This window comes from Herbinix luporum (genome assembly GCF_900070325.1).
GTDB lineage: Bacteria > Bacillota > Clostridia > Lachnospirales > Lachnospiraceae > Mobilitalea > Mobilitalea luporum.
Genome location: NZ_LN879430.1, coordinates 1,234,730 through 1,257,003 on the forward strand (window position 1 = coordinate 1,234,730; position 22,274 = coordinate 1,257,003).

Below are 22,274 nucleotides of genomic sequence, written 5' to 3' on the forward strand. Positions count from 1 at the left end.
ATCAGTGTATATAGGAGTTAGTATCAATGAGACGTAGAGCAAGATACAATTTTAAGCCAAAACATGGACTTATTGTAGGAGTAATTTTATGTATTATTCTTATAATTTTGTCATTTCGTTTTGAAGGTATATTTTATCCCGTAAGGAACGCAGTGGGAACCGTCATTACCCCAATGCAACAAGGTATCAATACAGTCGGAACATTTATTTCTGACAGAATGGAAACCTTAAAAAATATACGGGAACTTATACAGGAGAATAAAAAGTTAAAGGATCAGGTAAGCGTTTTATCCTATGAAAATAAGCTTCTATTACAAAACAAGTATGAACTTGACGAACTAAGAAAATTATATGAACTTGATCAAAAGTACTTTGATTATCCAAAAGTTGCCGCCCGTATTATCGATAAGGACATCAATAATTGGTACAATGTATTTACTATAGATAAAGGTACTAAGGACGGACTGGCCGTTGATATGAACGTACTTGCCGGTAGTGGTCTTGTTGGTATAATTACTGAGTGTTATTATAATCATTCAGTAGTAAGAGCCATAATTGATGATAAAAGTGCGGTACAGGGAATGTTTTTAAAAACATCCGATACTTGTTTTGTTCAAGGAGATCTCAAATTAATGGAGAAAGGTAAAATCCGTGTCAATTTTATCAGCAAAGATGCGCAAATTGAAGACGGTTATGAGGTAGTAACAGCCCATACCAGTCCAAAATATCTTCAAGGCATCTTAATTGGCTATGTCAGTGACATTAAACTTGATTCTAGTAATATGACAAAGACAGCTTACCTGACTCCGGCTGTAGACTTTGAAAGATTAAGTGAGGTTCTTATTATCACTGAACTTAAAGAACCTCTTATTAAGGAGCTTCCAGAAGAAGACCCTTCAATTGATTAAGAAAAGTAGGTATGCATTTTGAAGAGAGGGATTATTTATTTTATTGAAATCATTATATGCTTAGTTTTACAAAGTTCATTATATCCTTTTATCAGCTTGGCCAATGTCATGCCTAATCTGCTTATTATCCTTGTTGTTTCCACTGCCTATATGCGGGGAAAAACCACCGGGATGATAATCGGATTTTTTTCGGGACTTCTTTTAGACATTCTTTATGGTAATCTTATTGGACTTTATGCATTATTTCAAATGCTGATAGGATATATGGCAGGGTTTGCCAATGCAATTTATTCCGAGGATGATTATACCTTACCCTTGGTATTTGTAGCTATTGGAGATTTTATTTATCAATTCTTATATTATGTTTTTGAGTTTTTATTACGGGGTAAATTGGATTTTCCCTATTATTTTCGTACAATAATAGTTCCGGAAATAATTTATACGGTAGCAGCTGCTACTATTGTATATAAGCTGTTACATATGGTTAATCACCGTCTAATCCGTGATGAAAACAAGGAGGAATAACAGTGTTAGATATATTACTAGATGCCATAAAAAGAACCTTCAAATCAAGGCTACTTCCCATAGCTCTTATTTATCTGGTGCTTTTTGGTACATTAACCCACCGGCTTTTTGTGCTACAGATTTTGGAAGGGCCTACCCATGCAGAAGAATATGAATATAAAAAGTCTCAAAGTAGAGAAATTAAAAGTACAAGAGGTAATATATATGACCGTAATGGCATGCTTCTAGCCTCCAATACCCTTTCATACTCAGTTGTAATGGATGATACCTATGAGATTAAATCAGATAATCAAAGAAATGCTGTTATTCATAAGATGATACAAATAATTGAAAGTAACGGTGATACCTTAGATAATCCTTTTTATATAACTTATACAGAAGATGAAGGGTTTAAATTCACTGTATCAGGGTCTGCCCTTACTCGTTTTAAAAAGACGGCCTATGCCTATGCTCTTGAGAATAATAGGCTAACCGAGGAACAAGAAAATGCAACAGCAGAGGAAGTTTATTATTTTCTAAAAGACGGAACAAAGCAGTATCCTATGTTCGGTATATCCGATGATTATACCATAGAAGAAACTTTAAAGATAATGAGTGTTCGCTTTGCCTTATTTTCAAATTATCCTAAATTTATGCAGCTTACTGTTGCTTCAAATGTATCGGATGGTACGGTTGCTATGATAATGGAAAATTTGGCAGACCTTCCGGGAGTTCAGATTAAACAAAAAACTAAGAGAGTATATCATGACAGTATTTATTTTGCCCATATGCTTGGTTATACAGGATTTATAAGTTCCGAGGAACTTGATAAGTATAATGCTGAGAAAGGTGAAAAGTATTATAATTCTACAGATATTGTTGGAAAAACCGGACTTGAAAAAGAGTTTGAGGAATACCTAGCAGGTGAAAAGGGCAGTGAAAATGTTACTGTAAATGAGAGTGGAAAGGTAATAGAAATTGTTGATCGTATAGAACCTGTTGCCGGCAATGATATATACCTGACTATAGATGGAAAACTTCAAAAAGCCGCATATCATATTCTTGAGAAACGTATTGCAGGTATACTTTTAGATCATCTAAGACCGGACCTTAATTATGGAACTAAAGGTGAAAGTGCCAGTGAAATATACACCCCCATATATGAGGTTTATTATGCTTTAATAGACAACAATATTATTGATATTAAGAGAATATCAGATTTACCTTCCAATGCTTCTGATTTAGAAAAAAGAATTAGCAATAGGGTTCACGGTAAATTTACAGATGCAAAAGCCCAGTTATTCTCAAAGCTTAATAGTTTGTTGTCATATGACAATGAAATTACCAATAAAAAAGCCGGTGATATGGAAGATTTTCTTGATTATATCTATGAGGTACTGACTAAACAGAAGGTTATATTACTTAATAATATTGATAAGGATGATGTAAACTTAAAGTCCTATCAAAACAATAAACTTCCTTTAAACCGTTTTCTTCAATATGCCTTGGCCAACAATTATATAGACCTTTCTAAGTTGGGAGTCGATACTTATTTTAGCTCCGAAGAACTGTATCAGAAATTGCTGGATTACACCTGGGAGTATTTGGACAAAGACAGCACATTTAATAAAAAAATATATCGCTATTTGGTGTTTTCGTATAAATTAACAGGAACTGAAATTTGTCTTTTATTATTTGCCCAAGGTGTGTTAGAATATAATGAGGAAGATATACGTAAATTAGAGTCTGGAGCTATATCTGCCTACAGTTTTATGGAAAGTAAAATTAGGTCACTGGAAATTACACCGGCTATGCTGGCCTTAGAGCCCTGTAGCGGTTCAATTGTAGTTACCGATGTAAATACCGGTGATGTACTGGCTATGGTAACATATCCAAGCTATGATAATAATATGCTTGCCAATAAGGTAGATGGCGATTATTACAATTGGCTTTATTCGGATAAATCATTACCTTGGATGAATAGGCCCACCACACAACTTATTGCTCCCGGATCTACCTTTAAGATGGTTACTGCCTTTGCCGGACTTGAGGAAGGAGTTATATCTCCGGATGAGAAAATATTGGATTTAGGTATATTCCAAAAGGTAACTCTTCCTGTTAAATGTCATATTTATCCCCGCACACACGGTGCCATTGATGTTAGAGATGCTATAAAAATGTCCTGCAACTACTTCTTTTATGAAACAGGCTACAGGCTTAGTATCGATGGTAAGGGTGAATATAACGACCAGTTAGGCTTAAGTAGAATTAAAAAATACGCCTCCCTTTTTGGTCTAGATTCCACATCCGGTGTTGAAGTTGGAGAGGCTATGCCTAATGTATCAGATAAAGATCCTATTCGTTCCACCATTGGTCAAGGAACCAATATTTATACACCGGTACAATTATCAAAATATATATCCACTCTGGCCAATCGTGGTACTAATTATAAACTGACTTTGCTTAACCGTATCTTAAACAAAGACGGAAGCATAGTCCTAAAAAATGAGCCTGTTGTAGATAAGGACTTAACAAATATAAAAAATTCCACTTGGGATAGTGTCTTAAAGGGGTTATATAAAGTAGCTAATGAATCAAGAGGTTCTGTATATAGACTTTACGGTAATTATGATGTTACTGTTGCCGGAAAGACAGGAACTGCTCAGATTAGCCTTAGCAAACCAAATCATGCATTATTTGTTTCCTTTGCCCCCTATGAAGACCCTGAGGTTTCAGTTACAGTGGTTATTCCCAATGGTCATACATCAGGAAATGCTGCAGAAACAGCCAAAGATATATATGATTTATACTTTAATTTAGAAAATGAGGAAAATCTAGTTGCTAAAGAAGCAATCCTACCTGAAAATAATATAGCAGCTTTTTCAGATTAATCATTAGAAGAAATTGCATAAGGAGATAGGGATGAAATCTGTTAATAATTCAGTGATTATTAAAGGTAATAAATACGGTATCGTTGTAGTGCTGAATCCAGATATAAGCTTTGATGAAATAAAAGAACAGGTGGCTGAGAAATTCAGGGAATCAAGCAAGTTTTTTGAAAATGCCAAAATGGCAATCAGTTTTGAAGGAAGAAGCTTAACTAATGAAGAACAAAGGGATATTTTGGACATAATTGGGAACAATACCGATATGCAGATAGTTTGTGTTATAGATAATGATCCCGATAAAGAAGAAGTCTTTAGAAAAACCTTAGAACAAAAACTGATGGAGCTTGAAAATAACACCGGTCAGTTTTATAAAGGAATTCTTCGCTCCGGTGCCTCCTTGGAATTTGAGACCAGTGTGGTAATAATAGGAGATGTTAATCATGGAGCCAGGGTAGTTTCTAAAGGGAACATTATAGTACTTGGTTCCCTTAAAGGTACTGCCTTTGCCGGAGCTTGCGGCAACACCAATTCTTTTGTAGTTGCTCTGGATATGAGACCTACACAGATTCGAATTGCCGACACTATAGCTAGATCCCCTGATAAACCTGATAAAAATACAGATAAAGAAGCCAAGATAGCTTTTTTAGAAGATGGCAATATATATATAGAGCCATTAACCAGGAATATCCTTAACGATATACGTTTATAAAATAAAAAAATAAGTAATAAAAGAGGTTATATCTTTTAAGTAGACTGGAGGATAATAGTATGGGAGAAGTAATAGTTGTTACATCGGGAAAAGGCGGAGTCGGAAAAACAACAACTACCGCCAATGTAGGCACAGGCCTTGCAATGTTAGACAAGAAAGTAGTATTAATTGACACAGATATAGGTCTAAGAAATCTTGACGTTGTAATGGGTCTAGAGAATCGGATAGTATACAATCTTGTAGATGTAATTGAAGGAAATTGCCGTATTCGCAATGCCTTAATTAAGGACAAGCGTTATCCTAACTTGTATTTGTTACCATCTGCCCAGACCAGAGATAAACATGCCGTTAAACCTGAACAGATGAAAAAATTAGCCCAGGAGCTTAAAGAAGAATTTGATTACATATTAATGGACTGTCCGGCCGGCATCGAACAGGGCTTTCATAATGCTATTGCCGGAGCTGACAGAGCATTAGTAGTTACCACCCCCGAGGTTTCAGCCGTAAGAGATGCTGACCGTATCATTGGTTTACTAGAGGCCAATGAAATAAATGAAACCTATTTGATTGTTAACAGATTACGTATGGATATGGTAAAACGCGGTGATATGATGTCTAGCGAAGATGTTATGGAGATCCTTGCCATCGACTTAATAGGGATAGTTCCTGACGATGAGAACATAGTGATTTCTACTAATCAAGGAGAACCGCTGGCCGGCTCAGATTCTTTGGCTGGACGGGCATATATGAATATTGCAAGGAGACTCTTAGGAGAAGAAATTCCTTTCTTAAATCTCAGTGAAAAGAATTCCTTCTTTAGTAAACTATTTGGTAAGCATAAAAAATATTAGGGGGAGGTATAGTCATGGGTTTGGCAGATTTTTTTAGAAGAAAGGGAACCAGCAGCATAGCTAAAGACAGATTAAAATTGGTTCTGGTATCAGATCGTGCAGGCTGCTCACCTGAAATTATGGAACAAATAAAAAATGATATCATTGCTGTGATATCAAAATATATTGAAATTGACTTAGAGGGACTTGATATTAAGATTGCGCAAACAGAATCAGAATCAAACAATGGAACTGTTCCTGCTCTGTTTGCTAATATTCCCATAAAGGATATGAAGGCTTCTAAGAAGTAAGGATGTTTTAAAATGGATGTTTTTAAGAGATATGATTTTAAGAGATATAATATATCCTTGCTAGTGGTGGTAACAATACTAAATTCCATTAGCGTATTCTTGGTCAAACAAGTAGAGCCGGGTAGTTTTAAAAAGCAAATATTGGGAATAATTTTAGGGCTTTTTATTGCAGGTATCGTTTCTTTATTTGATTACCACTTTATATCCAATTTTTATATCGTCTTATACTTGATTAATTTAGTTTTATTATTATTGGTCAAGTTTATGGGTATAACTATCTATAATGCAAAGCGATGGCTGGGAATTAAAGATACCGTCTTTGTATTTCAGCCATCGGAACTTACTAAAATTATAATTATTATATTTTTTGCAAGATTGTTCACTATGTATGAACACAGAATTAATGACTTAATGTTTTTGTCAATTGTAATAATACTGATGGCAATACCTACCTATCTGATCTTAACTCAGACGGATCTGTCAACCAGTATTGTTCTAATGATGATATTTGTAATGCTTATATTTGCTGCAGGTTTAAGTTGGAAGATTATTCTTCCAATTCTTGTGATTGGAATCCCGCTGTTTTTAGGCTTGTTCTGGTATATACAGCAGGATTATCAAGCACTATTAACAGAAAATCAGCAACAGAGGGTTCTTTCCATCTTAAACCCTGAAGAATATCCCGGAACCATGTATCAACAAGACAACTCAATACAAGCCATCGGTTCCGGTCAATTGATAGGTAAATTATTTTCGGGAGATGAGTCGGGTTTACGGGGCTACAGGCATGTTCCCGTATCCGAAAGTGACTTTATCTTCTCTGTAGCCGGAGAAGAATTAGGTTTTTTAGGGTGTTGCTTTATACTGTTATTGTATGCATTTATAATATATACATGCCTATCCACAGCCAAAAAAGCTCCGGATAAGATGGGGATGCTTATAGCTATCGGTATAGCTTCAATGTTTGCCTTTCAAGTATTTGTTAATATAGGAGTTGTAACAGCCATCCTGCCCAATACAGGTATACCTTTGCCTTTCTTAAGTGCAGGTTTAAGCTCATTAATCAGCAGTATGATGGCAATCGGTATTATTTTAAATATTCGTCTGCAACCCCAAAAGCAAAGAAGATAAGATAGGAGGTAGTTACACTATGAATATTGGCATGATTGCCCATGACGCAAAAAAGAAATTAATGCAAAATTTATGTATAGCCTACCGTGGTATATTGGTTAAACATACATTGTATGCAACCGGTACCACCGGTCGTTTAATAGAAGAAGTAACCAATCTTACGGTTCATAAATATCTTGCAGGTCACCTAGGGGGAACCCAGCAATTAGGAAGTCAGATTGAACATAATCAGATTGATATGGTTATTTTTCTTAGGGATCCTTTAAACCCAAAATCTCATGAACCGGATGTTAATAATATTTTTCAACTTTGTGATAAATATAATATTCCCCTTGCAACTAACCTTGCCACCGCTGAGCTTTTAATAAAAGCCTTAGAAAGGGGAGACTTAGATTGGAGAGAACTGTTTAAATCATAATCAATTATTTTATGTAAATCTACAAAGGATGGATTAAATTGAAAAGAAGATATCTTGCCATTCTATTAATAAATGCCATCTTATTGGGAGGCTGCCAAAAATCGTCGGATCAGTTTTTTGCATACCAAGACTATATCACATCGTCAAAAAATGATTTGGGATTTAATTTATCCGAAAATGAATTTTTTGCAAAAGAATTAGTGATATTAGATAATGAGGATTCTGGGTATGATGATAATCTGGTTACTTCAAAGGCAGCTTTTCTTTTTGATATCACTAATAAGAAGGCCTTGTATGCCAAAAACCCTTATGAAAGATTATATCCGGCAAGCCTCACTAAGCTGATGACTGCTTTAATTGTATTTAAGCGGGGCGAATTAACTGATATGGTTACTATCAGTCATAATGCCAGTAATATTCCTGTTGAAGGAGCTAAAGTCTGCGGATTTAGAGAAGGGGATCTTGTTTCCCTAGAAGACCTCCTATATTGTCTTTTAGTTTATTCCGGTAATGATGCCAGCATTGCCATTGCAGAGCATTTAAGTGGCAGTGAAGAGGCCTTTGTTAAATTAATGAACCAAGAAGCTCAAAAACTCGGTGCAGTTCATACCAACTTTGTAAATTCCCATGGACTGCATGATGATAATCATTATACAACTGCCTATGATTTATATCTGATTTATAACGAACTGCTTCAATATGATACTTTTATTGATATAATAAATAAAGAATCCTTTACCTCTAAGTATAAAGATAAGTTTGGTAATTATAAAGAAAGAACATATAAAACTACTAATCTATATCTTACAGGGGAAAAAGAAGTTACAGAAGACATTACAATTGTTGGAGGAAAAACAGGACTTACTTCAAAAGCAGGTAATTGTTTGATTTTATTGCTTAAGGATGGTAATGATAATCAATATGTATCCCTTATCCTAAAAGCCACTAATAGCAATAATTTATATACAGAGATGTCTAAGTTATTCTCCTTGATTATAGAATAGATATAAGCAGATTTTTTGTTGAAATTTCAAGAGAAATTGAGGGAATTATGTGTTGTTTTTTCGTAATAACTATACTATAATTAAATTATAAATCTAGTTTTTTTATACACTTATCACAAATGGTCTTTGGTAAATATAGGCGGCACAAAATTCTTTGCGTGCTCATCATAAGGAGGAGATTACATTGATACAGATTATTGCAGGCTCTAAGGGTAAAGGCAAGACAAAAGTCCTTATCGAGAAGGTGAATAAGGAAGTTAATGTAGCCAAAGGTAACATTGTTTATCTAGACAAGAATAACAAGCGTATCCATGAACTATCCAACAAAATCAGATTAATTAATGTTACAGATTATCCCATTGATAATCATGATGAGTTTTTAGGTTTCCTCTGCGGTATCATTTCTTGTGACCATGATATAGAATCTATTTATCTTGACAGTTTCTTAACAATCGCTTTTGTAAGTGAAGATAATATCGAGCAAGTTTATAAAAAGCTTGAACAAATAGCAAATCATTTCAAAGTCAATCTATGTATTAGTATATCTTTAAACGAAGATCAACTCCCAGATAATATGAAAAAGAATGTAATTGTATCTTTATAGATATTAATATAAAGGTTTTTTTGCGATATTTAAAAACTTTAATTCATTTATCTTGGTTTAAATAGATATCTAATAATATAAAACACTGCTTGATTAGAGACCGGATAACTTTCTAGACTCTAATCAAGCAGTGTTATTTGTTTATCTTTAGCTGTTTTTAATCCTCATTTCTTATTCTGCCAAAAAAGCTTAAAGAGTAAAGGCCTGCGATTCCAACCAAGGCATATATAATCCTTGAAACCCAAGTCATATCACCAAATATAGCTTTAACTAAATCAAATTCAAAAAAACCGATTAATCCCCAGTTAATTGCACCGATTGCAACCAGAACCAGCGCAATATAATCTAATGTTTTCATTATAAACCTCCTTTAAGATAGTCATAACTTATAACTAATTCTATCTATTTATTTTAACCTTCGAGATAAATCTCTGTTTTTATTTTTTCCATATTTTCCGCCTTTATGCATAGATTTATCGAAATATATAGCTTGTATCTGCTTGTTTTATTCAGTATAATATATTCGAATAGGTAAATGGAGGCGAAAGCTAGCTTGAGTAAAGATAAAAGGGTAGTCAAATTTAGAAAAAGAAGAACTATAAATATAGGTATTGTTATCTTCTTAATTCTTTTCATCTATATTGCTATTAATATATATATCTTTTTTACAAAGGAACATATTTCTATATATGAAGTACAAGAGGGTTTTAATGTAGAAGATAGCCGGATAACCGGATTAATCTTAAGGGAAGAAAATATTGTATTATCAGAAAAAGCCGGATACGTTTATTATTTACATAAAGAAGGATCTAGAGTGGCTAAGGGCACTTCTGTGTACTCAGTTGATGACAGTACACAAATAATGGATATTATTACCGGAAGTGAAGATACTTTTACTTTAAACAAAGATAGCAGCAAGCAATTTCAGTATAAAATAAGCAAATTTCATAAAACATACTCTGATAATAACTTTTCTTATGTCTATGACTTTAAGGATGATGTAGAAAGTATAGTTCTTGATGTATTAAATCAAAATATGATTGAAAAAGGACGTCAAATTGAAGAAGATACCGGTTTTGCATTTACCTATGAGGTTTTTAAAAGTCAGGCCAGTGGAATGGTTTCATATTATATGGATAATTATGAAACCGTCACTAAAAAGTCCCTTACTAGGGAGATGTTTAATGATGAAAATTACGAGAGGGTTTCCCTTCGTACCTCTGATATGGTTTCTATAAATACTCCTATATATAAACTGGTAACTTCAGAAGTATGGTCTATTATACTTCCTTTGACCGATTACCAGTTAGAAAAGATACAGGAAAAGGATAAGATTGAATTTACTATTTTAAAGGATAATTTTACAACAAGTGCACCATTAAAAATATTTCAGAGTTCTTCGGATAATTCATATTACGCAGAACTAATTATGGACAAGCATATTGTTAATTATTTAGAAGATCGCTTCTTAGAAATAGATCTTCACCTAGAAGCTGCTAAGGGATTAAAAGTACCCTTATCTGCCATAACCACAAAAGATTTTTATATAGTACCCCTATCATATTTTACTAGTGGTGGTGACAGTGATAAACCGGGGTTGATTAAGGAAGAATATGATAAAGATACAGGAGAACTTAATCCAATATTTGTACCTGTAGATATATATTATCAGGATGATACTTATGGTTATGTGGATGCAAATCAATTTGCCCTAAATACATGGATTCGTTCTACAGAAGGCAACAGATATCAGCTTTCGGTAACAGATAAACTTACCGGAGTATACAATGTAAATATGGGTTATGCTGTATTTAAAAGGGTGGAAATTATATATCAAAATGAATCCTATTGTATAGTAAAAAAAGATACTTCCTATGGATTATCTCCTTACGATCACATAGCCTTAGATTCTACAACAGTTGTTGAACAAAAAATTATTTATTAATTTACTGATAATATTACTGAAATAAGTCTACGGATTAAGTCTTTATATAGTAAAAAATAACTCGAAGGGAGAGAAAGATCATGATGGAGAAAAGAATTACTGAAATTAGACAGCATATTGTGGCTGCCTGTGAAAGGGCAGGTAGAAACCCTTCAGAGGTAACCTTGATTGCAGTAAGCAAGACAAAGCCTATTTCCATGATTGAGGAAGCTTACGATTTAGGTATCAGAGATTTTGGCGAAAACAAGGTACAGGAATTAGCAAAAAAACATGATCAATTAATAGAAAAATACGGAGACAATATTAAATGGCACCAAATTGGCCATTTACAGCGTAATAAAGTTAAACAAGTTATTGATAAGGCTGTATTAATCCATTCCGTTGATTCTTTGCGGCTGGGTCTTATGATAGATAAGGAGGCTGCAAAAAAGGGTATAGTCTGCGATATATTAATTGAGATTAATATTGCTAAGGAAGAAAGCAAGTATGGAGTATATGAAGAAGATTTGATTCCCCTTTTCATGGAACTGATAAAACTTCCTCATATTCGGGTAAGAGGACTAATGACCATAGCACCATATGTAACTGATCCTGAAAAAAATAGGAAGTATTTTAGTAAATTGCGACAATTATTTATTGACATAAAAACTAAAAACGTTGATAATGGACATAAAGACATATACTTTAATCCCGACAAGTTTGATATACTCTCTATGGGTATGACAGGAGATTATCAGGTGGCAATTGAAGAAGGAGCCACCATGGTTCGTATAGGGACAGGTATTTTTGGAGAAAGAAATTATTCCGAACAATAAATCGATATATTAAGATAAATAGATGGGAGAGTCATAGGATGCCTAATATTTTTAAGAATTTTCTAAATTCCATGAAGTTAAATGATGAAGAGAATGATTTTGACGATTTCTTAGATGATGACTATTTTGATGAACCTAAAAAATCAAAAAGGGCAAAACGTAATGAAGCTAAAGCTGAGGACAATGATTTTATTAGCATTCAAAATCAACAGCAGACTAATGTACATAATAATGAACCAAAAAAAGAAAGGGGGAGGGCTATGGAAAGAAACTCCAAGGTTGTACCTATAAGAACCACTTCAAAGGGGTTGGAGGTATGTATCATGAAGCCTACTTCCTTTGAGGATTCTCAGCTTATTTGTGACATGCTTTTATCAGGACGGGCCACTGTAATAAATCTAGAAGGCTTTGATGACAAGATGGCACAAAGAACCATGGATTTCGTATCCGGGTGTGTATATGCCATAAACGGCAGACTTCATCGTATTTCCAGCTGTATATTTATTGTATCTCCCGATACTGTTGATATATCAGGAGACTATCTGGACATGATTAAAGACGACGGCTTTGATCCTCCTACTTTTAACACAAAATTCTAGACAGGGATTATTATGGAAAGAGAAGAACAATTACTACAAAGGCGCTTTCAGGATTTGGCTTTAATGGCAGACAAGAGGGAAATAGCCTTATTTACAGACTTTTTGAATTTACATGAACAAGACTTACTTGACCGGATGAAAAAAGAATTGCCTGATATTAAATACTTTACCTATGGCGGTTATCTAGATGCGGAAAGGAAAATTATTTGCTTATGCGGTAATAGATATATAGAAGATGTAAGGGAAATAGAGTTTCCTATTTCATGCCTTCGTATTACACCCATAAACCAAAAATTTTCTGATAAACTTAATCACCGTGATTATCTTGGTGCTGTACTAAACCTTGGAATTAACAGAAGCAAAATCGGAGATATTATTGTTAATGAACATGAAAGCTACCTGTTTTGCAGCTTATCTATAAGCAGCTTTATTATGGATAATTTACTACGGATAAAACATACAGTAGTAAGTACTTCTTTAATGGAATACAAAGATTTTATATATAAGCCCAATTTAAAAAAAATTACAGGAACCGTATCTTCAGTACGTTTAGACAGTATATTAGCTGTTGCCTTTAAGGGCTCCCGTAGCAAACTATCCGGCTTAATTACCGGTGGTAAAGTGTTTGTTAACAGTAAGAGTATCTTATCAAATAGCTATCTGTTAAAAGAAAATGATATTGTATCAGTTCGTGGATTTGGTAAATTTATTTTTAAAGGAGTTACTAATCAGACTAAAAAGGGAAGATATTCTGTAGAAATACAACTATATCAATAGACCTAACCTTATAATAATTGTATGAAGGAGGAGAGCATAACCTCGTCTTAGGGTTATAGATGTGGTTATGCGATTTTTATGTATCAGGATAAAATCATTGTTAATTATGAAAGCAAACCGGCTTATTCTATTTTACTTAAAAAAGATTTCACAGGTTTAAAAGAAGCCTTGTTAAATTTGGGCTTGCAAAATCGTCGCTTCTTGGTAATAACCGACTCTAATGTCGAAAAAATTTATCTTAAAGAGTGTATGGATCTTATAGGCCCCATATCAAGAGGTATTTACAGCTTTACTTTTGAGGCCGGTGAAAACAGCAAAAATCTTGAAACTGTAAAACTGGTTTATAACAAGCTTATAGCAAAAAAGTTCGACCGTAATGATATTATCCTTGCTCTTGGAGGAGGCGTTACCGGAGATTTGGCAGGTTTTGTTGCGTCTACTTATTTAAGGGGCATAGATTTTATTCAGATACCTACCACCTTACTTGCCATGGCAGATTCCAGTATAGGAGGAAAAACCGGTGTTGACTTTATGGCCTATAAAAATATGATTGGTGCTTTCCATCAGCCAAAGCTTGTTTATATGAACTTATCTAGTCTAAAGACCCTTCCCAAAAGGGAATTTAATGCCGGTATTAGTGAAATTATTAAGCATGGCCTTATTAAGGATGCAGATTTTTATAAATGGCTGCAAGATAATATTACTAATATACAGTCTTTAGATTACGAAACTCTTAAACAGATGGTTTATAGAAGTTGTATGATTAAGAAGAAAGTGGTTGAAGAAGATCCTAAAGAAAAAGGAGACAGAGCCCTTCTTAATTTTGGACATACCATTGGCCATGCCATAGAAAAATTGATGGATTTTCAGCTGCTTCACGGGGAATGTGTAGCTGTGGGCATGATTTGCGCTGCTTATATCTCTAATAAACGTGGATTTATAAGTAATGATGAATTAGAATGTATATATAAAATAATTGAAGCCTTCAATCTGCCTACAAGTATAAAAGACTTATCTTCCGAAGAGATATACCATGTAACAAGACTAGATAAAAAGATGGAGTCTGATAAAATAAAGTTTATATACTTAGAAAGCATAGGTAGAGCTATAATTGATACCTCTGTATCTAAAGATGAAATGATTGAAGCTATTAATTATGTTCAAAATTAATAAACATAGTGGAGAAAGGCATGGTTTAATGAAACAACGAATAAGGCATCTGATTTATTTAATAATATTAGTACTTATAGATCAATTAAGTAAATATTGGGCCCGTACTACATTAAAAAAGGACGGGCCCATAAGCATAATTTCTGGGGTACTAAAACTTCAGTATCATGAAAATACGGGAGCTGTATGGGGTATAATGGCAGATAAGACTACTTTTTTATCCATAATTACCGTTATCCTTACAATTCTTTTAGTTTTTATCTATTTTAAGATTCCTAATAAAAAAAGATATCTGCCGGTTCATATTATATGGGTTTTTATTATAGCAGGAGCCATAGGTAATTTTATTGATCGTATAAGCTTAAAGTATGTGGTAGACTTTATTTACTTTGAGTTAATTGATTTTCCTATATTTAATATAGCCGACTGTTATTTGACAGTTTCTTGTGTTCTTTTATTAATTCTTAGTCTCTTTTATTATAAAGATGATGACTTTGAATTTCTTGAAAGTATTTTCAAGATAGGAAAAAGAAAAGAAAAAGATTTAGAAAATAAGGAGTAATAAAGGATGATAGATCCAAAGGATGAACAATTAAATATCAGCCTTATTGTAGAGGAAGAGTTTGAAAAGCTTAGGATCGATAAATATCTTAGCTCAATCTTAGATGACATATCAAGATCCTCTATTCAGAAATTTATTGATGAGGGCAGGGTACTAGTGGACGGTAAGGCCGTAAAATCCAATTTTAAGCTACTTAAAGGTCAAGCCATATCTTTATATCTCCCCCAGGAAAAAGAGCCTGAAATCAAGCCAGAGAACATTCCTATAGAGGTTATTTATGAGGATGAAGACATAATTGTAATTAATAAGCATAAAGGGCTTGTGGTTCACCCGGCACCGGGCCATGAATCAGGGACACTGGTCAATGCTTTATTGTATCATTATAAAGATCAACTATCATCAGTAAATGGACCCTTAAGGCCCGGTATAGTCCACCGTATTGACCGAGATACAACCGGAGTAATAGTAGTATGTAAAAATGATCAGGCCCATTTATATATAGCCAAGCAGTTAAAAGAACATTCTATAACAAGAAAATATCTTGCACTGGTATATAATACCTTTAAGACCGAAAGTGGAAGAGTAGAGGCTGATATTGGACGGCATCCAGTAGATAGAAAGAAAATGGCTGCCGGTGTTATAAACGGAAAATATGCCGCAACAAATTACCGGCTTATTGAAAACTTAGACAATAAATATGCTTATATAGAATGTGAACTAGAAACAGGCCGTACACATCAAATTCGAGTTCATATGGCAAGTATTAATCATCCCGTAGTGGGAGATACCGTTTATGGTCCAAGTAAAGATCCCTTTAAGCTGCAAGGACAAGCCTTACATGCTGCCATACTTGGATTTATACATCCTACAACTAAGGAATATGTTGAATTTAGAGCACCTTTGCCTACTTATTTTACGGATTTACTTTCGAAATTAAGAAGACTGTAAGGGGAAATATTAAGTGAAGAGGATATATATAGAGCAATTAATAAAATGGAATCAGACTGAAGATATAAGACCGGTCATGCTTACCGGTGCAAAAGGCGTTGGGAAAACATATCTAGCCTATGATTTTGCCAAAGCCTTTTTTAAAAATATTCTATATCTTAATTTTGAACATGACCCAAAAGCAGTTGACTTATTTTCTGATAAAGACCCGGGTAAACTATCGAAAAGATTATCTGAACATTTTTATTTGACTGCCTTGGATTCAGATGATAACTTTAATGAAGATAGGCTTCTTATATTAGATGAAATATCCTATTGTCCGGCTGCACTACACATACTGTCATCCTTACAGCAAGAAGGAGCATTTCCGCGAATAATTGCCATATCCAGTAGCCCCTTAAAGAAAGAAGAGCTTAAGCCATATTATCATATTCCTATATACCCAATGCAATTTAGTGAATTTTTAACAGCTATAGGTAGTGAATGGTATATAGAAACCATTATAGCTCATTATAATTCTAATAAAAAGATACCTGATATTGTACATAAAGAACTTCTTAACCTTCATAATCTATATCTTCAAATTGGCGGTATGCCAAGTATTATCAATGAATATTTAAATTTTAACAATATATCAAATATTCCCGAGCAACATAGCCATCTGATGGGAACTTATAGACACTATTTAAGTCTATTAAGTTCAGACAGTGAAAGCCTAAAAATGAACCAAGTACTAGATTGCCTGCCTTTACAATTATTAAAAAGTAATAAAAAATTTCAATATAATTTAATTCGTAAAGGGACAACCCATGCCATGTACAAGGAGGCAATTCAAAGCCTATCTAATCAAAATTACATAATACCATGCTATAAAATGACAACAAAAGATCTTTCTAATATAGATAAGATCTTGGAAGAAGACAGGCTTAATGTCAATGAAATAACCAGTTTTAAGCTATATTTATCCGATGCAGGTCTGCTTCATTCACTATTATTAAAGGAAATTAAGACTACATTTAATAAAGTTGCTAGAAAAGCTCTTCTTGAAAATTATATTGCCACAACCCTTAAGGTCAATGGTTATCCCATATTTTTTTGGGAATCAGAATCCACGGCCAAGATTGATTTTTTACTTTCCAATAAGGGAGAAATTATTCCATTAGAGATATTTTGTGATACCAATACCAGATCTAAAAGTATAAGTGTATTAAAGCAAAAGATTGACTTTCCTTATTCAATAAAAATATCTGAAAGAAATTTTGAATATTCAAATAATGTGAAGTATGTTCCCTATTATGCGGCTTTTTGCATTTAAAAGCTTATCTTCTTATAACTATTTATTTAATAGAAGCGATGAGCGTAAGGTTACATACTTTCACCTAGTAAATATAGGAGTTTGACTACTTTAGGGTTAAACTCCTATATTTAAAATTTTTTATCAATAATTATTCTTTATATGTATTTACATTTTTATATAAAATATACAAAAAAATAATAGGAATTTTATTAATAAACTCATCAAACATAGATCCTTATAGATTCTTACTATAAATTGATGATATTTGTCCCCATTTAATCCTTGACTTTCTTTTTCTAGTACATTAGAATGAACTTGCAGGCTATTATCTACATTTGTAGTTTAGCCTATTTAAATTGTCTTAGATTCTACATATGTAGTCTATTTTTTTAAAGGGGTGTAACATATAATGGCAAGGCCAGAAATCCGATTACACGAAGGTGAACTTAATGTAATGGAGTTATTATGGGCTAACAAAGTTTTGGCAGCTCGAGATATTTCAAAAATTATCAAAGAATATATCGGATGGGAAAAGAATACTACATATACTGTAATCAAACGACTTATCGATAAAGGCGCCATCAAAAGAGAAGACCCAGGCTTTCTATGTCGTGCTGCAATATCAAAAAGAACAGTGCAAAATATTGAGACAAAGGCATTACTAGATAAATTATATAACGGATCCTTAAGTACCTTTTTAGCGGATTATTTAAAAAACCAAGATTTAAACCGTGCAGAAATCTTGGAATTAGAACGAATATTAAGTGAGCAGAGATTTTAATTTAAGAGATTAAATCTCTGTTTTTTTATTTGATTTTTATAAAACTTCGGATGTTTATGATGATAAATTATGGAACAGCTTAGAGTAAAAAACAGTTTAGAAAGTGAGAGGATTTATCGGAGAAGAATTTACAAAACAACTCAGAAAATGCAGGTTATTAGGGATAATAAAGGGAAAAATCAAATATAAATAATAAAACAGCGTAATCTAAATAGATATATAAAACTAAATAGTTATTTTGCCAACTATTGAAAATGATCGTTATATAGATGCATGGTACTATATAGATGCATGGTACTTAAAAGCTAAACATATAATAATTCCATTAGTAAAATCAAAAAACATTCAAATAAATAGTTAAATAAATAGTTAAATTTAGTTTTATCTCTAGGAGATAGATTCACGATGAAAGAAACATGCAATATGACAGACATTAGAAAAAACATTATTTAATGTTATTTTTTCACTAATTTAATGAATAAGTCCATAGATAGAAGGCTACTCCAACTATTCGCAAAACGATAGTTTAACGAATAGTTGGGTATGTTTTTATACAATACTCTCGATTTTATCAATTTAGCCGGTTTAAATACTTAAATGTATTTAAATCTATATTTTCTAATTTTACCTCATATTCTAATTCTAACAAATCCAAAATACTTCTTATCTTTATTATTAACTCTTCATTATTAACTTGAATATTCTTTAGCTTTTCAAAATCAAAATCATATTGAATAAATCTCATTGACCAATCACAATTATCTTTGTTATCAAGAAATCCGCTGGCTATTTCATAAGTTGTTTCTTTATCAGAATCTGTTATATTGTTATTGTATAAAATAATTCCTTGAATGTAATTATCTCTTAGGAAAAAATCTTTTTTAGCCATTCCTTTTAAGTGAGGAAAATATTTAAGTTTGCTTTTTCTTCTGAAATCTATCAAAATCATATAAAACTTAACAATGCCATATAAACTTTCTTTTAATGCGTATACTTCTATGTTTTTTGTAGATAAAAGCCACTTAATAACATATAATAAACACCTCTATAACGACATTAAAGTTATAATTTTATTTAATATTTATTTACAGATTTATTTACATTTAGCTGGTTAAAAAGCAATTTACGACGCACGCATGTTCGATTGTTAAATTGTTATCATATTATTAGTATCTAGTAAAATACCAGATAATTTATGGACTAGTTACTAACACTTGAACTGGTCAAATTAATAACTATATTAGCCACTCTTTCCATATTTCAGGCTTATATCCCACTGCTGCCTTTTTCCCGCTACGAACTATGGGGGTTTTAATCAATACTTGCTTTTCTAGCATTTTTTCTTCCTTATCCTCATCTGACAAATAAGTAAATAAGGCCAGAAGATTTTTATCCTTGCAATTTTCATCAAGCATATTTTGATAACCCCCTACTGCCTGCTTAATACTATTAAATTCACCTTTGCTCATACCTTTATCAAGCAAATCAATAAACTGATACTTAATACCTCTTTCTTTAAAATAACGCTCTGCCTTCTTAGTATCAAAACATTTCTTCTTTCCAAATATCTGTATATTCATATTCTCTCCTATTGTACAAAACTGTATTGCTGCCTATATAAATCTTTATATTCTTTCTGAATAATCCGATCTATCTAATAAATTTCTACAAGCAAAAAACATAATGAATGCAATAAGCATACTAACAATTGTATAGGGCAGGGTTGATAAAAATATCAATGATTCCGGCAAAACATATACCGTTATTAAAACCGATGCTGCAACCCCAGGAGCTAATACAAGTATCAATAAATAAATACCAATAAAAACTTGAGCAATTTTATTTGGCTGATCATTAAGTAGCCTTTGATAAACAACACTTAGTCCAACAAACAAAAAGCCTGAAGCGCTATATGCCAGTGCCATAAATATACATTGTAGTATATCTACTCCTCCTACCACAGCCATAATTCCAAAGATTAAAATCGAATCTACACAGGGCTTAAATATAGAAGAAGCACTGGCAGCAAGTATTTTTTTAAATGAAGATTCCGGTATCATATAAATATAGGGTTTTAACAGCTCAGTTTTAAGCCTCCCGAATGTTGTTGTAAAATATTGCATATAGATTAAAGTGCCTAAGGTTATATAAATACTGACTGTATTATGTTCTATAAATTTACTTGCAATTCCTACAGATATTGCAATAAAGATGCTATTACCGTCAATAAATATAAAACGGCTACTTCGCTTCATTTCCAAGAGATGTTTATAAACAAATGTCATAGCTCCTTTTCCTTTATGAAGCCCATGGTTTTCTTCTTTAATATTAATTTTTCGATTAGTATTAGTAGAGACATTTCTTCCTTCTTTGGCATCTTTTATTCTTTTAAAAATTACCTATTTCTATATTTGATATATTTGTGTATATAAATTATTACTATTAGGTTTACATAATAATATTATGTTATCTACCTTTCTATATATTCAAAGAAATCAAAATCCGCTGCTCTTCTTTGACCTGATAAATCTTGGCAACATATTCCTACAAATGCACCGGTAAATCTATTGGGTACAGTATATTCATCAGATAGAATACTGGCGTCAAAACTGCTACCTATTTTAATCCAGTCTTTACCGTCCTTAGAATATGAAAATTGCAAGATATGATAATCTACTTCTACCCTAAGATATACTCTCTCCCATCCTTCTATAGATATCTTATCGCTTATGGGTTCGTCAAATACTCCTGCATCTTTCTTTACAATATCAATAATCTTTCCCTTCTCTTCATGCCAGCTAATATGCAGATAGTAAAAATTATTTGTATCATAATAAGCTGTAAGCCCTGCCATCTGTTGGAAGGTATCAGGTTCAAATTCTACCACTGTAGTTGCAGTATAGCAAAAGGCCTGCTGACGTCTTGCAATAAAGCTTTGATGAAATCTTGAACCTAATGAGCCACTTCCCCTAAGTCTTAAAAATCCTGGCCTTTCTGTTAGGGAATAAAACTCATCCCCTAGAGGCATTCTAAGGGTTTGATAATTAATATTTAAATTACTAGTATCAAAATCATCTCTTGCCGGTTCTTCCTCCCACTTAACTTCCTCTAAATCCGGAGCCGGAACATGAACTTGAGGATGATTTCCCCCTGCTTCAAGGTATAGCCAATCATCTTCCCTCCATACCATTTTCTGAAGAGCAGTTTCTCTACCTAGGATACATCTTCCCCTGTTAGGAAGAGGCCGTCCGCATAGATGAGCCATATACCACTCACCATTTTGCGTCTCTACCAGACTGCCATGACCGGCTCTTTGAAGTTCTAGGTTGGCACCGGTCCAGGAGGTAAGAATAGGATTTTGTGGATGAAGTTCATAAGGTCCTTCTAGCTTTCTGGAACGGGCAAAGGTTACTGCATGTTTAAAGGTTGTACCCCCCTCAGCAGTCATAAGATAATAATAGCCGTTTCTCTTATATATATGAGGGGCTTCCACCAGACCTAATTCTGTTCCTTTAAAAATATTTGTTATGGGCCCTACTAAACCTTTTTCCTTATGGGAATATTCCTGAAGTACAATACCGGCAAATTTATTTTTACCCTGCCTATGATCCCAAAGCTGGTTTACCAGCCACTTGCGTCCATCATCGTCATGAAACAATGAGGGGTCAAAACCGCTGCTGTTTAAATAAATCGGTTCAGACCAGTCTCCCCTTATATCTGTAGTAGTAACCAGATAATTATCAAGATCCCTTGGTCCTGCATATGTCCATAATTTTACGATGGTATAAATTAAATAAAAGACACCATTATCGTAGGATAAACATGGAGCCCACACACCTTCAGAAGATGAGACACCTTTTAAATCCAGCTGTGACACTCTATTTAAGGGTCTTGCAATAAGTTTCCAATTAATTAAGTCCCTTGAATGATAAATCTGGACTCCGGGAAACCATTCAAAGGTGGATGTAGCAATATAGTAGTCATCTCCTACTCTTAGAATGGATGGGTCAGGGTTAAAACCTTTTAAAACAGGATTTGTAATCTTTTTCAAAGCAAGTCCTCCTTCTAATGTG

Annotated in this window: 24 protein-coding genes; 19 read left to right on the forward strand and 5 right to left on the reverse strand. The window is 33.3% G+C overall.

The features are described 5' to 3' along the window. The first annotated feature begins 26 nt into the window (after positions 1-26). The 10 genes from mreC to SD1D_RS05735 all read left to right on the forward strand — a co-directional run bounded on the left by mreC (position 27) and on the right by SD1D_RS05735 (position 9,307). Positions 27-908: a rod shape-determining protein MreC gene (gene mreC / locus SD1D_RS05690; protein WP_058258038.1), complete on the forward strand. Its 882-nt coding sequence runs from the start codon at positions 27-29 to the stop codon at positions 906-908. A gap of 18 nt (positions 909-926) precedes the next feature. Next, positions 927-1,433, forward strand: coding sequence for a rod shape-determining protein MreD (mreD, locus tag SD1D_RS05695; protein WP_058258039.1), 507 nt, complete (start codon positions 927-929; stop codon positions 1,431-1,433). A 2-nt stretch (positions 1,434-1,435) separates the two neighbouring features. Then, entirely contained in the window at positions 1,436-4,303 is a 2,868-nt protein-coding gene (locus tag SD1D_RS05700) for a penicillin-binding transpeptidase domain-containing protein (protein ID WP_058258040.1), read from the forward strand. 31 nt (positions 4,304-4,334) lie between these two features. Then, positions 4,335-5,009, forward strand: a complete 675-nt coding sequence (gene minC, locus SD1D_RS05705) for a septum site-determining protein MinC (RefSeq protein WP_058258041.1) — start codon at positions 4,335-4,337, stop codon at positions 5,007-5,009. 59 nt (positions 5,010-5,068) lie between these two features. Further along, positions 5,069-5,860, forward strand: coding sequence for a septum site-determining protein MinD (gene minD / locus SD1D_RS05710; RefSeq protein WP_058258042.1), 792 nt, complete (start codon positions 5,069-5,071; stop codon positions 5,858-5,860). A 14-nt stretch (positions 5,861-5,874) separates the two neighbouring features. Continuing rightward, complete coding sequence (minE, locus tag SD1D_RS05715) at positions 5,875-6,150, forward strand: cell division topological specificity factor MinE (protein ID WP_058258043.1); 276 nt, start codon at positions 5,875-5,877, stop codon at positions 6,148-6,150. Positions 6,151-6,162: 12 nt separating this feature from the next. Further along, the gene (locus tag SD1D_RS05720; RefSeq protein ID WP_058258044.1) at positions 6,163-7,281 is read left to right on the forward strand and encodes an FtsW/RodA/SpoVE family cell cycle protein; all 1,119 of its coding nucleotides are present in this window, start codon (positions 6,163-6,165) and stop codon (positions 7,279-7,281) included. Between the two features lie 19 nt (positions 7,282-7,300). After that, the gene (locus SD1D_RS05725) at positions 7,301-7,699 is read left to right on the forward strand and encodes a methylglyoxal synthase (RefSeq protein WP_058258045.1); all 399 of its coding nucleotides are present in this window, start codon (positions 7,301-7,303) and stop codon (positions 7,697-7,699) included. 38 nt (positions 7,700-7,737) lie between these two features. After that, a complete protein-coding gene (locus tag SD1D_RS05730) occupies positions 7,738-8,703 on the forward strand; it encodes a D-alanyl-D-alanine carboxypeptidase family protein (RefSeq protein ID WP_242955257.1) in 966 nt (321 codons plus the stop codon). A 184-nt stretch (positions 8,704-8,887) separates the two neighbouring features. After that, positions 8,888-9,307, forward strand: a complete 420-nt coding sequence (locus SD1D_RS05735) for a hypothetical protein (RefSeq protein WP_058258046.1) — start codon at positions 8,888-8,890, stop codon at positions 9,305-9,307. Positions 9,308-9,464: 157 nt separating this feature from the next. On the opposite strand, the gene SD1D_RS05740 is transcribed toward SD1D_RS05735, so the two are convergent. Further along, positions 9,465-9,665 (reverse strand): DUF378 domain-containing protein, encoded by a 201-nt coding sequence (locus tag SD1D_RS05740; protein WP_058258047.1) that lies wholly within the window; start codon positions 9,663-9,665, stop codon positions 9,465-9,467. Between the two features lie 195 nt (positions 9,666-9,860). On the opposite strand from SD1D_RS05740, the gene SD1D_RS05745 reads away from it, so the two are divergent. From SD1D_RS05745 to SD1D_RS05785, 9 genes are all read left to right on the forward strand, one after another. Continuing rightward, complete coding sequence (locus SD1D_RS05745) at positions 9,861-11,252, forward strand: HlyD family efflux transporter periplasmic adaptor subunit (protein ID WP_058258048.1); 1,392 nt, start codon at positions 9,861-9,863, stop codon at positions 11,250-11,252. 80 nt (positions 11,253-11,332) lie between these two features. Then, entirely contained in the window at positions 11,333-12,067 is a 735-nt protein-coding gene (locus SD1D_RS05750) for a YggS family pyridoxal phosphate-dependent enzyme (RefSeq protein WP_058258049.1), read from the forward strand. Positions 12,068-12,105: 38 nt separating this feature from the next. After that, entirely contained in the window at positions 12,106-12,666 is a 561-nt protein-coding gene (locus tag SD1D_RS05755; RefSeq protein ID WP_058258050.1) for a cell division protein SepF, read from the forward strand. Between the two features lie 12 nt (positions 12,667-12,678). Further along, positions 12,679-13,443, forward strand: coding sequence for a YlmH family RNA-binding protein (locus SD1D_RS05760; protein ID WP_058258051.1), 765 nt, complete (start codon positions 12,679-12,681; stop codon positions 13,441-13,443). A gap of 78 nt (positions 13,444-13,521) precedes the next feature. Then, complete coding sequence (gene aroB / locus SD1D_RS05765; RefSeq protein WP_058258052.1) at positions 13,522-14,613, forward strand: 3-dehydroquinate synthase; 1,092 nt, start codon at positions 13,522-13,524, stop codon at positions 14,611-14,613. Between the two features lie 28 nt (positions 14,614-14,641). Beyond that, positions 14,642-15,175: a signal peptidase II gene (lspA, locus tag SD1D_RS05770; protein ID WP_058259213.1), complete on the forward strand. Its 534-nt coding sequence runs from the start codon at positions 14,642-14,644 to the stop codon at positions 15,173-15,175. Between the two features lie 6 nt (positions 15,176-15,181). Next, the gene (locus SD1D_RS05775; protein WP_087758795.1) at positions 15,182-16,123 is read left to right on the forward strand and encodes an RluA family pseudouridine synthase; all 942 of its coding nucleotides are present in this window, start codon (positions 15,182-15,184) and stop codon (positions 16,121-16,123) included. A gap of 13 nt (positions 16,124-16,136) precedes the next feature. Beyond that, the gene (locus SD1D_RS05780) at positions 16,137-17,438 is read left to right on the forward strand and encodes an ATP-binding protein (protein WP_058258053.1); all 1,302 of its coding nucleotides are present in this window, start codon (positions 16,137-16,139) and stop codon (positions 17,436-17,438) included. A gap of 391 nt (positions 17,439-17,829) precedes the next feature. Next, positions 17,830-18,201: a BlaI/MecI/CopY family transcriptional regulator gene (locus tag SD1D_RS05785; protein ID WP_242955258.1), complete on the forward strand. Its 372-nt coding sequence runs from the start codon at positions 17,830-17,832 to the stop codon at positions 18,199-18,201. A 571-nt stretch (positions 18,202-18,772) separates the two neighbouring features. Here SD1D_RS05785 and SD1D_RS05790 read toward each other — a convergent pair. From SD1D_RS05790 to SD1D_RS05805, 4 genes are all read right to left on the reverse strand, one after another. Beyond that, positions 18,773-19,090 (reverse strand): hypothetical protein, encoded by a 318-nt coding sequence (locus SD1D_RS05790; RefSeq protein WP_157893098.1) that lies wholly within the window; start codon positions 19,088-19,090, stop codon positions 18,773-18,775. Positions 19,091-19,436: 346 nt separating this feature from the next. Next, positions 19,437-19,781 carry an arsenate reductase family protein gene (locus tag SD1D_RS05795; RefSeq protein WP_058258055.1) on the reverse strand — a complete coding sequence of 115 codons (345 nt, stop codon included), beginning with the start codon at positions 19,779-19,781 and terminating at the stop codon, positions 19,437-19,439. A gap of 45 nt (positions 19,782-19,826) precedes the next feature. Continuing rightward, on the reverse strand, positions 19,827-20,597 hold the full coding sequence (locus SD1D_RS05800) for a putative ABC exporter domain-containing protein (protein ID WP_087758796.1): 771 nt from the start codon (positions 20,595-20,597) through the stop codon (positions 19,827-19,829). 74 nt (positions 20,598-20,671) lie between these two features. Next, the gene (locus tag SD1D_RS05805) at positions 20,672-22,252 is read right to left on the reverse strand and encodes a glycoside hydrolase family 43 protein (protein WP_058258057.1); all 1,581 of its coding nucleotides are present in this window, start codon (positions 22,250-22,252) and stop codon (positions 20,672-20,674) included. Positions 22,253-22,274: the final 22 nt, after the last annotated feature.

Bases quoted from the DNA above. Each gene is read 5' to 3' on its own strand.
- SD1D_RS05750 (WP_058258049.1), top strand. From the start codon at position 11,333: ATGATGGAGAAAAGAATTACTGAAATTAGACAGCATATTGTGGCTGCC.
- SD1D_RS05795 (WP_058258055.1), bottom strand. From the start codon at position 19,781: ATGAATATACAGATATTTGGAAAGAAGAAATGTTTTGATACTAAGAAG.
- minD (WP_058258042.1), top strand. From the start codon at position 5,069: ATGGGAGAAGTAATAGTTGTTACATCGGGAAAAGGCGGAGTCGGAAAA.
- minE (WP_058258043.1), top strand. From the start codon at position 5,875: ATGGGTTTGGCAGATTTTTTTAGAAGAAAGGGAACCAGCAGCATAGCT.
- mreC (WP_058258038.1), top strand. From the start codon at position 27: ATGAGACGTAGAGCAAGATACAATTTTAAGCCAAAACATGGACTTATT.
- SD1D_RS05725 (WP_058258045.1), top strand. From the start codon at position 7,301: ATGAATATTGGCATGATTGCCCATGACGCAAAAAAGAAATTAATGCAA.
- SD1D_RS05760 (WP_058258051.1), top strand. From the start codon at position 12,679: ATGGAAAGAGAAGAACAATTACTACAAAGGCGCTTTCAGGATTTGGCT.
- minC (WP_058258041.1), top strand. From the start codon at position 4,335: ATGAAATCTGTTAATAATTCAGTGATTATTAAAGGTAATAAATACGGT.
- SD1D_RS05755 (WP_058258050.1), top strand. From the start codon at position 12,106: ATGCCTAATATTTTTAAGAATTTTCTAAATTCCATGAAGTTAAATGAT.
- SD1D_RS05740 (WP_058258047.1), bottom strand. From the start codon at position 9,665: ATGAAAACATTAGATTATATTGCGCTGGTTCTGGTTGCAATCGGTGCA.
- SD1D_RS05775 (WP_087758795.1), top strand. From the start codon at position 15,182: ATGATAGATCCAAAGGATGAACAATTAAATATCAGCCTTATTGTAGAG.
- aroB (WP_058258052.1), top strand. From the start codon at position 13,522: ATGTATCAGGATAAAATCATTGTTAATTATGAAAGCAAACCGGCTTAT.
- SD1D_RS05790 (WP_157893098.1), bottom strand. From the start codon at position 19,090: ATGGCTAAAAAAGATTTTTTCCTAAGAGATAATTACATTCAAGGAATT.
- lspA (WP_058259213.1), top strand. From the start codon at position 14,642: ATGAAACAACGAATAAGGCATCTGATTTATTTAATAATATTAGTACTT.
- SD1D_RS05720 (WP_058258044.1), top strand. From the start codon at position 6,163: ATGGATGTTTTTAAGAGATATGATTTTAAGAGATATAATATATCCTTG.
- SD1D_RS05785 (WP_242955258.1), top strand. From the start codon at position 17,830: ATGGCAAGGCCAGAAATCCGATTACACGAAGGTGAACTTAATGTAATG.